Source organism: Niveispirillum sp. (assembly GCF_052437035.1).
Taxonomy (GTDB): Bacteria; Pseudomonadota; Alphaproteobacteria; order Azospirillales; family Azospirillaceae; genus Niveispirillum.
On the sequence record NZ_JBQVOH010000001.1, the window covers coordinates 968,088 to 979,525 of the forward strand.

General features: G+C 63.8%; 16 protein-coding genes. 5 read left to right on the forward strand and 11 right to left on the reverse strand.

All coding sequences use genetic code 11. From position 1 onward, the window contains the following. Positions 1 to 22: 22 nt before the first annotated feature. Together ACT6Q8_RS04615 and ACT6Q8_RS04620 are read right to left on the reverse strand one after the other, a co-directional pair. Positions 23 to 1,039, reverse strand: coding sequence for an ABC transporter substrate-binding protein (locus ACT6Q8_RS04615; RefSeq protein WP_444734563.1), 1,017 nt, complete (start codon positions 1,037 to 1,039; stop codon positions 23 to 25). A gap of 79 nt (positions 1,040 to 1,118) precedes the next feature. Next, a complete protein-coding gene (locus ACT6Q8_RS04620; protein ID WP_444734562.1) occupies positions 1,119 to 1,466 on the reverse strand; it encodes a hypothetical protein in 348 nt (115 codons plus the stop codon). Between the two features lie 59 nt (positions 1,467 to 1,525). On the opposite strand from ACT6Q8_RS04620, the gene ACT6Q8_RS04625 reads away from it, so the two are divergent. Beyond that, on the forward strand, positions 1,526 to 1,780 hold the full coding sequence (locus tag ACT6Q8_RS04625; RefSeq protein WP_444734561.1) for a hypothetical protein: 255 nt from the start codon (positions 1,526 to 1,528) through the stop codon (positions 1,778 to 1,780). Positions 1,781 to 1,810: 30 nt separating this feature from the next. Here the strand turns inward: ACT6Q8_RS04625 and ACT6Q8_RS04630 are convergent, their stop codons facing one another. After that, positions 1,811 to 2,602, reverse strand: a complete 792-nt coding sequence (locus tag ACT6Q8_RS04630; protein ID WP_054167413.1) for an RNA methyltransferase — start codon at positions 2,600 to 2,602, stop codon at positions 1,811 to 1,813. Between the two features lie 38 nt (positions 2,603 to 2,640). Next, positions 2,641 to 4,266, reverse strand: a complete 1,626-nt coding sequence (gene cimA, locus ACT6Q8_RS04635) for a citramalate synthase (RefSeq protein ID WP_054167414.1) — start codon at positions 4,264 to 4,266, stop codon at positions 2,641 to 2,643. Positions 4,267 to 4,423: 157 nt separating this feature from the next. Here cimA and lipB point away from each other — a divergent pair, with 157 nt between their 5' ends. Together lipB and ACT6Q8_RS04645 are read left to right on the forward strand one after the other, a co-directional pair. After that, positions 4,424 to 5,116: a lipoyl(octanoyl) transferase LipB gene (gene lipB, locus ACT6Q8_RS04640; RefSeq protein WP_444734560.1), complete on the forward strand. Its 693-nt coding sequence runs from the start codon at positions 4,424 to 4,426 to the stop codon at positions 5,114 to 5,116. A 3-nt stretch (positions 5,117 to 5,119) separates the two neighbouring features. Then, positions 5,120 to 5,329 (forward strand): hypothetical protein, encoded by a 210-nt coding sequence (locus ACT6Q8_RS04645; RefSeq protein WP_444734559.1) that lies wholly within the window; start codon positions 5,120 to 5,122, stop codon positions 5,327 to 5,329. A gap of 3 nt (positions 5,330 to 5,332) precedes the next feature. Here the strand turns inward: ACT6Q8_RS04645 and rlmH are convergent, their stop codons facing one another. From rlmH to ACT6Q8_RS04665, 4 genes are read right to left on the reverse strand one after another with little or no spacing between them, the layout of a single operon-like run. Continuing rightward, complete coding sequence (gene rlmH, locus ACT6Q8_RS04650) at positions 5,333 to 5,791, reverse strand: 23S rRNA (pseudouridine(1915)-N(3))-methyltransferase RlmH (RefSeq protein ID WP_444734558.1); 459 nt, start codon at positions 5,789 to 5,791, stop codon at positions 5,333 to 5,335. Further along, positions 5,791 to 6,231, reverse strand: a complete 441-nt coding sequence (rsfS, locus tag ACT6Q8_RS04655) for a ribosome silencing factor (RefSeq protein WP_444734557.1) — start codon at positions 6,229 to 6,231, stop codon at positions 5,791 to 5,793. The genes rlmH and rsfS overlap by 1 nt, the downstream gene beginning before the upstream one ends. Positions 6,232 to 6,236: 5 nt before the next feature. Beyond that, positions 6,237 to 6,923 carry a nicotinate-nucleotide adenylyltransferase gene (locus ACT6Q8_RS04660; protein WP_444734556.1) on the reverse strand — a complete coding sequence of 229 codons (687 nt, stop codon included), beginning with the start codon at positions 6,921 to 6,923 and terminating at the stop codon, positions 6,237 to 6,239. Then, complete coding sequence (locus ACT6Q8_RS04665; RefSeq protein ID WP_444734555.1) at positions 6,904 to 8,178, reverse strand: glutamate-5-semialdehyde dehydrogenase; 1,275 nt, start codon at positions 8,176 to 8,178, stop codon at positions 6,904 to 6,906. The genes ACT6Q8_RS04660 and ACT6Q8_RS04665 overlap by 20 nt, the downstream gene beginning before the upstream one ends. Before the next feature lie 101 nt (positions 8,179 to 8,279). On the opposite strand from ACT6Q8_RS04665, the gene ACT6Q8_RS04670 reads away from it, so the two are divergent. After that, a complete protein-coding gene (locus tag ACT6Q8_RS04670; RefSeq protein WP_054167418.1) occupies positions 8,280 to 8,513 on the forward strand; it encodes a hypothetical protein in 234 nt (77 codons plus the stop codon). Between the two features lie 159 nt (positions 8,514 to 8,672). On the opposite strand, the gene ACT6Q8_RS04675 is transcribed toward ACT6Q8_RS04670, so the two are convergent. After that, positions 8,673 to 9,875: a pyridoxal phosphate-dependent aminotransferase gene (locus ACT6Q8_RS04675; protein ID WP_444734554.1), complete on the reverse strand. Its 1,203-nt coding sequence runs from the start codon at positions 9,873 to 9,875 to the stop codon at positions 8,673 to 8,675. A gap of 186 nt (positions 9,876 to 10,061) precedes the next feature. Between ACT6Q8_RS04675 and ACT6Q8_RS04680 the strand changes: the two genes are divergently transcribed. Continuing rightward, positions 10,062 to 10,745, forward strand: coding sequence for an NERD domain-containing protein (locus tag ACT6Q8_RS04680; protein WP_054167420.1), 684 nt, complete (start codon positions 10,062 to 10,064; stop codon positions 10,743 to 10,745). 23 nt (positions 10,746 to 10,768) lie between these two features. Here ACT6Q8_RS04680 and ACT6Q8_RS04685 read toward each other — a convergent pair whose 3' ends face one another. After that, entirely contained in the window at positions 10,769 to 11,035 is a 267-nt protein-coding gene (locus ACT6Q8_RS04685) for a hypothetical protein (RefSeq protein ID WP_054167421.1), read from the reverse strand. Between the two features lie 138 nt (positions 11,036 to 11,173). Next, a complete protein-coding gene (locus tag ACT6Q8_RS04690; protein WP_054167422.1) occupies positions 11,174 to 11,380 on the reverse strand; it encodes a cold-shock protein in 207 nt (68 codons plus the stop codon). Between the last annotated feature and the right edge of the window lie 58 nt (positions 11,381 to 11,438).

The following is an 11,438-nucleotide window of genomic DNA, read 5'->3' on the forward strand; positions in this document are numbered from 1 at the left end:
TTGGCCCCAACGGACCGTAATGTTACTTCTTGAGCTTCTGATAGTAGGACAGGTCGAAAATCTGCTCCACCGGGGTGGCTTCCTTCACGGTACCCAGCTTCACCTGATAATCCTGCACCAGAGCCGTTTCCTTCAGGATGGAGGCCGGGTCGGTGTTGAACTTCACGGCGGGCGAGGACAGGGCCTGTTCGATGATGGCGGCGGGGACCAGCCCCTTGCCGATGGCGCTTTCGATGGCGGCCACGGCCACCTTCTTGTCCTTCTTCAGCACTTCTGTCGCCTTGGCGGTCAGTTCGACCAGCTTCTGCGCGATGTCCGGGTGCTTGGACGTGAAATCATCGGTCAGGGCGATGACGTTGCCCGGCTGATTCTTCAGGATGTCCTGACCATAGGCCAGCACTTTCACATCCGGGTTGCGGCCCGTGATGATGGTCAGGGCCGGTTCGCGGATGATGGCGCCGTCAACGGCACCAACCAGCAGCGCCTGCTGCGTGGCGTCGATGCCCTGCGGCACCAACTCCACATACTGCTTGTCGACCTTGGCCACTTCCCACAGCCAATATTGCAGGAAGGTGTTGGGGACCGAACCAGCGGGCTGCGTCGCCAGCTTCAACGGGCGTCCCAGCTTCTTCGACAGGGCCTCGATGGCCTGGGCCGGCGAACCGCCCGTCTTGGCCAGATCGGGGCCTGCGGCGACCACCAGTTCCTCCACGGCGGTGGAGGCGACGACGCGGATGCCGACACCCTTGCCGCGCGCCACCACAACCGGCGCGACGCCGGCGATATAGGCATCCAGGGTGCCGGACGCGACCGCCTGAATGGCGTTGGGGCCGCTGTCAAACTGCTTCAGCTGCAGGTCGAAGCCGTTCTGAAGGTCCCAGCCCTGATTGTCGATCACAAAGGCCTGCGCGGCACCCAGCACGGGGATGTAGCCGGCGCGCACCACCACCGGATCGGCGGCCTGCGCGGAACCAACGAAGGCCAGGCCCGTTAGTACGGTGGCAGCAGCAAGGCGGGTGGCGAAACGCGAGAGCGACATGGGTGGCCTCCTTGGGCACAGGTGGGGTTCGGCATTTCGCCGTCCAGCCCAGGGTTTTACATTGGCCGGTTTACGTCAATCATAAATGTGGATTATCATAAATAACGCAAAACATGTGTGATATGCGGAATTGTCCATCTTGAAATTCACGCAAATTGTCACTTGACAGTGGCCAACGGATCACCAAATCTGATGTCAGACCAGATGGTCCGGCCTGACCTCCCACAGGGTCCGCGGGAATTTGACGAACAGCAGCTTGCGCCGCGTCACCAAACGCTAAAGCGCCACGAAGGTCCTTCGTGGTTTGGTTCAAACCATTGGGAAGGAGGGCGAAATGGCTATCCATATCGCGAAGAACAATCACCATATCTCTGCTGGCGACGGGCCGATGCGCGCCTGTTGACGCGGGTTTTTCCGCCTCAACCACCGCAGATCCGTTTTGTACAGCGTGGCGACGTTGTTTCGCCGCGATAGGGGTGATTTATCATGACGAACCAGGCATTCAGCATCGAAACCAGCCGCTATCAAGCCGGTCTTGCCGTGGCCGATGGCCAGGGTTTCCGCTTCTTTTCTGCCCATCCTCTGTTCAGCAGCCTGGATGGCCGGCATTTCAACAGCGTGGCCGCCGTGGAAAAGGCCGCCCGCCGCCGTGAGAATGAGGCCCGCCATGTCGGGCGGCGCCAGGACAGCCGGGGACAGGTTTTTCGATCCTGGGGTGTGAAGGCCGACGCGGTGGCGTAAGTAGAGGGTGAGGGAGCGACCTCTGTCTCTCTACTCTTCCACCTTCCGCTGCTTCTTGCGGCCCGTCAGCGCCGCGATGACGCCGTGGAAGGTGCGGACCTCTTGCTCGGTCATGCCGCAGCGCTGCAACGTGTTGCGCACATTGCGGATCATGGAGGGGCGCTTGTCGGGGTGGGTGTAGAAACCGGACTGTTCCAACTCCCCTTCCAGATGGTCGAACAGGTTCTGCAATTCGGCCTTGGTCGCCGGTTCGGACTGTCCGGTATGAAGATACCGGTCCTCCACCTCCACGCCTGTCATCCACCATTCATAGGCGATCAGCAGCACTGCCTGCCCCAGGTTGAGGGACGAGAAGCCGGGGTTCAGCGGCACCGAGATCAGCGTGTCGGACAGGGTGATGTCGTCATTGACGAGGCCGGTGCGTTCTGGCCCGAACATCAGCCCGACCTTGCGTCCCGCCGACCAATGGCCGCGCATCTCGTTCGCCGCCTCACGCGGGGTGACGACCGGTTTCACCAGATCGCGCACGCGGGCGGCGGTGGAAAACACCTTGTGCAGGTCGGCAATGGCGGCCTCTGTACTGTCGAATACGCGCACCCGGTCCAGCACCAGGGTAGCGCCGGCCGATGCCGACACGGCCTTTTCATTGGGCCAGCCGTCGCGGGGGCTGACAAGGCGCAGGTCGGTCAGGCCGCAATTCAGCATGGCGCGGGCACACGCGCCAATATTCTCCCCCATCTGGGGATGGATCAGGATGACGGCGGGGCCGTCCCCGTCCGCCTGCATCTTGGCCAGTTCGCGCTTGTTCGTCCCGCTCGACATCACACTGATACCTGATTGCCCATCAAGCGGTCTGGATATCAGGCCGCCTTGGTGCTGTCGATAGCGGCACCGGACCGGTAAAGGCAATAGGTGATGCTGTCGGAAAGCGCGTTGAAGCTGGCGTCGATGACATTGGCCGACACGCCGACGGTGGCCCAGCGATGGCCGTGCCGGTCCGCCGTTTCGATCATAACGCGGGTGACGGCCTTCGACCCGTCCTGCGCGTTCAGGATACGAACCTTGTAATCGACCAGCCGCATGCCTTCCAGCGCCGGATAAACGGGGATCAGGGCCTTGCGCAGGGCCTGATCCAGCGCGTTCACGGGGCCGTTGCCTTCGGCCACCGTCATGACATTGTCGGGGCCATTGGGGCCAGGGACCTCCACCTTTGTCGTCGCCTCCGACATGGTCACCAACTCTCCCTTGGCGTTCCAGCGGCGTTCGTCCAGGACGCGGAAGGCGGCGAGGCGGAAATAATCCGGCACCTCACCCAGGGCGCGACGGGCCAGCAGCTCAAAGCTGGCTTCCGCGCCGTCAAAGGCAAAGCCTTCATATTCCTTCTGCTTGACCAGATCGACCAGTTGACCCACCCGGTCGTCTTTGGGGTCGACATTCACCCCCACCTCACGCAGGCGGGCCAGGATGTTGGACCGCCCCGCCTGATCGGAGACCAGGACATGGCGGCGGTTGCCGACCAGGGACGGGTCGACATGCTCATAGGATGCAGGGTCCTTCTCCACCGCCGAGACATGCAGCCCGCCCTTGTGCGCGAAGGCGCTTTCGCCGACATAGGCGGCGTGGCGGTTGGGCGTGCGGTTCAGCCGTTCATCCAGCATGCGGCTGATATGGACCAGCCGGCCCATGCCCTCCTTGCTGATACCGACATCGAAGCCCATCTTCACCGATAGGCTGGGGATCAGCGACAGAAGGTTGGCATTGCCGCAGCGTTCGCCCAGACCGTTCAGCGTACCCTGCACCAGCCGCACACCGGCACGCACGGCGGCCAGCGAGTTGGAGACGGCGTTTTCCGTGTCATTATGGGTGTGGATGCCAAGATGGCTGCCGGGGATGCGCTTGGCAACCTCTGCCACAATGGCCTCCACCTCATGCGGCAGGGTGCCGCCATTGGTGTCGCACAACACCACCCAGCGGGCGCCGGCCTCATAGGCCGCCTGAACGCAGGATAGCGCATAATCGGGATTAGCCTTGTACCCGTCGAAGAAATGTTCGGCATCGAACAAAGGCTCGCGCCCGCGCGCCTTGATTTCCCGGATGCTGTCGGCGATCAGGGCCAGGTTTTCGTCGCGCGGGATGGCCAGCGCCACATCGACATGGAAATCCCAGGTCTTGCCCACGATGCACACGGCCTTGGCCGGGCTGTTCAGAAGGGCCGATAGGCCGGGGTCGTTCGACGCGCTGTGCCCTGGCCGACGGGTCATGCCAAAGGCCGTGAAGATGGCGCGCGGCAATTTCGGCGGGTCGGCGAAAAAGGCGTTGTCAGTGGGGTTGGCGCCGGGCCAGCCTCCTTCGACATAATCAATGCCCAGCGCGTCCAGCTCCTGCGCGATGGCGATTTTATCCGCCACGGTGAAATCAACGCCGGAGGTCTGCGCCCCATCGCGCAGCGTGGTGTCGTAGAGATAGACGCGGTTCGTTTCGTTCATAATCACTGGCCAGATAGCAATGTCGTTGCCGAATGTGGCGCATCGCGTCCGCCGGATCAATGGTTATGCGCGCATAGGGCAGCTGTCCCTTGGTCGCATGCCATTGGTGTTGGGCGCATTTTGCCCTAAATAGGCACCACCCCCAGCTTGCAGGTTGATGATGATCGAGTGGCGGATCAGCGACCAGACCGTAGTCTATCCCGACGCGATTGCCTTCATGGAGGCGCGCGTGGCCGAGATCCGGGCCGGCACCGCGCCGGAGACGGTGTGGCTGCTGGAACATCCCCCGCTCTATACCGCCGGCACCTCGGCACGGGAAACGGATCTGCTGACCCCCATGCAGTTCCCGGTGTTCCAGGCCGGGCGCGGCGGGCAATATACCTATCACGGGCCGGGGCAGCGCATCGGCTATACCATGCTGGACGTGCAGGCACGCGGCGGCGACCTGCATGATTTTGTCTGGCGACTGGAAGAATGGCTGATCCGGACCCTGGCGCAGTTTGCCGTGAAGGGCGAGCGGCGGTGCGGCCGGGTGGGCGTCTGGGTCGACATGTCGCCCTATGGCCAGCCGGGGGTTGAGAATAAGATTGCCGCCATCGGCGTGCGCGTGCGGCGTGGGGTGTCGTTCCACGGCGTCTCGTTGAACGTAGAACCGGACCTGACGCATTTTGGCGGCATCGTGCCCTGCGGCATCCGCGAACATGGCGTCACCTCGCTGGCGGCCCTGGGCCATATCGTCACCATGCCGGAGGTGGACATGGCCATGCAGGCGGCGTTTGACGAGGTTTTCGGCGAGGACGCGGTGCCGCGTGAGCCGGGGACCTGTGCCATTGCCGACGCGGAGGGCTGAGCCATGGATAAACGGCGCAGCATCACAGCGATGGTGCTTTATTTTGTGGGCGCAGCGGCGTTGATCGTGTCGGCCTTCATGCTGATTGCGCCGACACCCGATATCTATGGCCCGGCCCTGGTCGGGCTGCTGCTGGGCGTGCTGCTGCTGGGGGTTGGCCGGGCGTGCCAGCACCTGTCGCGCATCCGCGACCTGATGGAAGGGCGGGGATAGGGGTCAGGCCCGGTGATAGGGGTGACCGGCCAGGATCTGCTGTGCCCGGTAAACCTGTTCGGCCAGCATGCCGCGCACCATCATGTGGGGCCAAGTCATGGGGCTGAAAGCCAGGACCAGAGCCGCCTTCTGCCGGATGCTGGCATCCAGCCCGTCGGCCCCGCCGATGACAAAGGCCAGATCACCCACGGCGGCGTCGCGCCATTGGCCCATGCGGGCGGCGAAATCCTCCGACCCCATCATGCGGCCACGTTCATCCAGCGCCACAATGGTAGCGCCGGGGGGCAGGGAGGCCAGCAACAGCTCCGCCTCCGCCCGCTTCAACTCATCGCCGTCCAGCCGCTTCTTGGTTTCCACCTCGCGCAGCTGAAACGGCCAGGTGATGCGGGCCTTGTATTCTTCGAACAGGTCGCGGGCAGGGCCGGGCTTGGCCTTGCCGACAGCGGCCAGCCAGATACGCATTACTGCGCCGGTCCGCCGTCGAAATCCGCCGTCAGCGTCTTCAAAGAGGCCGGCGGCTCCACGCCCCACATCTTCTCGATGCAGTAGAAGGCGCGCACTTCCGGGCGGAACAGGTGAACGATGACGTCGCCGCTGTCGACCAGGACCCAGTCGCACTGCGGATAGCCTTCGGGATTGCCGACATGGATGCCCAGGTCGCGCAGGCGGCGGGCCACATGGTCGGACATGGCGCCCACCTGACGGGCCGACCGGCCCGTGGTGACCACCAGATAATCGGCCATGCTGGTCTTGCCGCGCAGGTCGATGGTGATCGTGTCCTCGGCCTTGTCCTCGTCCAGAACGGCCAGGATCAGTTCAAGGGTGCGCTCCGGCATGTCTGCGGCGGCGATGGCGCCGGCGGCCGGGTTGGGGGAATTCTCTGCGCTCACGATCTGGTTCACCGAAATCAATCCTTAAAGGCTTCGCCATCCAGCCCCTGCCGGATCGCCGTTGCCGATGCAGGGTGCAGGGGCACGTCCAGGAAGACCCAGACCGGCGGCGGCAGGTCGGCCAGGCCACCCGCCCGCCGCGCATCCACACGCGCAACGGCAAAACGCCGGGAAGCCTTGCCGCCCAGCGCAATGGTAGAATAGGGATGTCGCGGGAAGATCGCAACCGGCACCTGCGCGAAAATCCGGGTCCAGCCGCGCCAGCGCGGCACCTGACACAGATTGTCGGCCCCCATCAGCCAGACGAATTTCGTGCCCCCGAACCGGGCCTTCAGCGCCGTCAGCGTATCGACCGTGTAGCGGGTGCCCAGCCGTGTTTCGATGTCGCTGACCACGATGCGCGGATGGTTGGCAACCCTGCGGGCGCGGGCCAGGCGGTCGGTCAGTTTTCCCATGCCGTCCAAGGGCTTGAGCGGGTTTTGCGGGCTGACCAGCCACCAGACCTGATCCAGGTTCAAGGCCCGCAGCGCCATCAGCGACATGTGCCGATGCCCCGCATGCGCGGGGTTGAACGACCCACCCAGAAGGCCGATGCGCAGCCCTTTCCACAGCGTGCCCGCCCCCGGTTTCGGCGGGGTGGGGACGCGGTGGCCATGCGTCATGGGCAGGGCAGGGCGGGCGTGATCAGGGCCGGGTATGCCCATCACCGCGCACCACATACTTATAGCTGGTCAACTGTTCGGCACCCACGGGTCCACGCGCATGCAGCTTGCCCGTCGAAATGCCGATTTCGGCACCGAATCCGAATTCGCCGCCATCCGCGAACTGGGTGGAGGCATTGTGCAGGACGATGCCGCTGTCGACCCGCGTCAGGAACCGGTCGGCGGTGGTAGCGTTCTCCGTCACGATGCTGTCGGTATGGTGGCTGCCATGGCGGCCAATATGGTCGATGGCTTCGTCCACACCGCCCACCAGCTTCACCGACAGGATGGCGTCCAGATATTCGGTGTCCCAATCTTCATAATGCGCCGGCTTCACCCGCGCATCCAGGGCCTGCACCGCTTCATCGCCACGCACCTCACACCCGGCCTGGATCAGGTCGTCCAGGATGGGGGGCAGCAGGGTGGCGGCGACATCGCGGTGGACCAGCAGCGTTTCTGCCGCGCCGCAGATGCCGGTACGGCGCATCTTGGCGTTCAGGGTGACGCGCCGCGCCTTGTCGGCATCGGCATCCTTGTCCAGGTAGACATGGCAGATACCGTCCAGGTGATAGATCACCGGCACCCGGGACTCATCTGCCACCCGCCCCGTCAGCGACTTGCCGCCGCGCGGGATCACCACGTCGATCCAGCGGGTCATGGTCAGCAATTCGCCCACGGCGGCGCGGTCTGTGGTGGGCGGCGCCTGGATGGCGTCGCGCGGCAGGCATGCTGCGTCCAGGCCCGCATGCAAGGCCGCCAGAATGGCGCGCCCGGAATGGAAACTTTCCGACCCACCGCGCAAAATGGCAGCATTGCCGGATTTCAGGCACAGCCCGCCCGCATCGGCGGTCACATTGGGCCGGCTTTCAAAGATGATGGCGATGACGCCCAGCGGCACGCGCACCTTCTCAAACCGCAGGCCATTGGGCCGTTCCCAGCGTTCCAGCACGGCGCCCAGCGGATCGGGACGGTCCGCAATTTCCTCCAGCCCCTTGGCCATTGCCTCCACCCGCGCCGGGTTCAGCATCAGCCGGTCCAGCATGGCACCCGACAGGCCCTTTTGCGTAGCGGCATCCATGTCCATGGCATTGGCGGCCAGGATGTCGGCGGTGCGGGCGCGCAGGGTTTCGGCGGCCACGCGCAGCGCCTTGTTCCGCGCGTCCGCTGGCGCCGTCGCGACAATCGCGGATGCGGCGCGGGCGCGACGGCCCAAGGCATCCATGATGCTGGCGATATCCTGGCGGTCGATGCTGTCCATGGCGGTCAAATCCCGTTGCGGTGTGCGGCACGCAGCCTACATCGTCGTAAGGTCTGTTTCACCCCTGCCGCGCCGATGCCGGCCATGCTATCCTGTGCATCATGTCGATCTCGTCCATCACCAGCACCCCGCCCGACCTGACCCGCGCCGGCCTTGAAGGCTTTCAGGACGCGCAGGCGGCGTTGCAGGTGGCCGCCGATGCGGTTGCCAATGGCAGTGCCGATCCGGCTGTGATCCTGGATGTGAAGCAGGCGGAGGTCACGGCGGGCATCAGTGCCGCCGTCATGAAGGCCGATCAGCAGAATTTTCAGCGGCTGCTGGATATTCTGGCTTGAGGCTGATCACCCTCACCCTCCCACCCGCTGACGCGGCCGGGTCCCTCCCTCTCCCACTGTCGTGGGCGAGGGCATAAATGTCGCCCCTCGCCCGCTTGGCGGGAGAGGGAGGGGCCCAGGCCTGTCAGGGCCTGGGAGAGTGAGGGAACGCCGTACCCCTTACTTCAAGCTGCCGCAGAAGCGCTGAATGCGCGTGCAGGCTTCTTCCAGCACGTCGGTGCTGGTGGCGTAGGAGATGCGGAAGAAGGGCGACAGGCCGAAGGCCGCGCCATGCACCACTGCCACACCTTCGGCTTCCAGCAGCTCGGACGCGAAATCCTCGTCCGTTTCGATGACCTTGCCCGTGGGCGCCGTCTTGCCGATGGTGCCGGCGCAGGACGGATAGACGTAGAAGGCGCCTTCCGGGTTGGGGCAGTTCAGGCCGGCGGCCTGGTTCAGCATGGACACGACCAGATCGCGGCGTGTCTGGAACACGGCGGCGCGTTCCTTGATGAAATCCTGCGGACCGTTCAGCGCTTCCACGGCGGCGGCCTGGGAAATGCTGGTCGGGTTGCTGGTCGACTGGCTCTGGATAATGCCCATGGCCTTGATCAGGGCCTTAGGCCCGGCCGCATAACCAATGCGCCAGCCCGTCATGGAATAGGACTTGGACACGCCATTCACCGTCAGGGTGCGGTCATAGAGAGCCGGCACGACCTGGGCGATGGTGGTGAACTTGAAGTCTTCATAGACGAGATGTTCGTACATATCGTCGGTCATGATGTAGACATGCGGGTGCTTCAGCAGCACCTCGCCCAAGGCCTTCAACTCATCCGCGGTATAGGCGGCACCCGTCGGATTGGACGGGCTGTTCAGGATCAGCCACTTGGTCTTTGCCGTGATAGCGGCTTCCAGGTCGGCGGGCAGCAGCTTGAAGCCGTTTTCCGCCGGGCAGGCCACCGTGACCGGCGTGCCTTCGGCCAGCAGCACCATGTCGGGATAGGAAACCCAGTAGGGCGCGGGGATGATCACCTCATCACCCGCATTCAGGGTGGCCATCAGGGCATTGTACAGCACCTGCTTGCCGCCCACGCCCACCGTCACCTGATCGGGCGTGTAGGTCAGGCCGTTTTCGCGCGCGAACTTGGCGCAGATGGCCTTTTTCAGGTCCGGCGTGCCGTCCACGTCGGTGTAACGGGTCTGGCCGTTCTCGATGGCGCGGATGCCGGCGGCGCGGATATTTTCCGGCGTATCGAAATCGGGTTCACCAGCGCCCAGACCGATCACATCACGGCCAGCGGCTTTCAGCGCGCGGGCCTTGCTGGTCACCGCGATGGTGGGTGACGGCTTGATGCGGGACAGGCGGTCGGCAAGCAACGACATTTATTTTCCCCTGGTTGGGACCAATTGTGACCGGGACGGGACCTTAAAGCGCCCGATCATTATCGCCAAGCACAGGATTGTTATAGGACGCGCGCGTTTTGGACAGGGGTGGCGAAGGGCTGATTTGATACAATCGTAACCCACCCGGTCGTGACATCGGGACCATTCTGGGTTATTTCCTGCCCAATGCTCAACGAACTTGCGAAATGGTTTGGGGTCGCGGTCGTCGACCTGATCAGCTTCACAGCGATCGCCCTGGTGGTGATTACGCTGGTGGTGACGTTCGCCCTTTCGGTGAAGCCCAAGCGTATCAAGCCCACCTCCATCAAGCAGTACAATGCAGAGCTGTTCAAGCGCCGCATGGAGCTGGAGGAGCTCTCATACCCCATGCTGAACGATGTGAAGATCGGCGGGGGCAAGGCCGGGCTGGTGCGGATCGACAATGTGCTGCGCCTTCCGGCCAGCATTCTGCTGATCATGTCGGCCCCACCCGATGTGGCGGGGCAGGTGCGCTGTAACCAGAATGCGGGGCAGTGGAAATATGTGAAGCCCGACCATACGGTCGGCGCCTTCATCAACCCGGTTTTACAGCTGCATCCGCTGATCACGGCCATCCGCAGCCGTTTCCCGCTGGTGCGCGTCCGTGTCCTGTGCGTGTTTCCGCGTCAGGCCGATTTCGGGGGCCGCACGGTCAAGACGGCGTGCCTGCCCGATGACATGGTCAAGATGATCCGGGAAATGGCCGCCGAAGATGGCGCGCAGAACCAGGCCATGGATGCCGCCTGGGACAGCCTGTCGGTGGCCCTGAAGCAGGGCAGCGCGGAGGCCGAAAGCAACAGCAACAATGCCAAGGGCCGCCGGGCAGGCTGATCCGCCCGGCGACCGCTACGGTATTACTCTTCGCTGCCGCCATCCTGGGCGATGTCATCGGCCAGTTCGCCGGCCATTTCGACGAACAGTTCGGCATCGGCGGTGATGCCATTCGCCTCGCAGATGCGCATGAAGACGCGATAGCCGTGCAGGATGGCGACATCCATGGCGGCCTGATCGCCTTCCTCGCTATACCGGTCCTTGATGTCCTGATCTTCCAGCGTGCCGAGGATATCCATCTCGGCGGCCTTCAGGACGGCTTCCATCGCCTGCTTGTGAAGTGTGGACATGGGTCCGGTTCCTATGACTGACAGGGCCGGGGTCAAATACCCCGCAATTGCCGCTTCATACCATTGAATGGATGCGGCGCAACCCTTTGCGTGAGGATGTGGTTCAGCGTGCCCGGTGGCGGGGGCCGCGACAACCGCTCAATTGCGCAGATTGATGGCCTGCAGCTTGCGGGTCTTGCGGTTCATCTCGACCTCATACTGCAGCCACTGCCCCTCTTTCAGGGTGGGCAGGCCGATATATTGGACGGCGGAGATATGGACGAACACGTCCTCGCCGCCATCCTCCGGCGTGATGAAGCCAAAGCCCTTGGCGCTGTTGAACCATTTGACGGTGCCCGTGGGCATGGCGCTCTCCCCGGCGCTGTCGTGACGATGGTGGGCAACATGGCCCCAACTCTGCGCC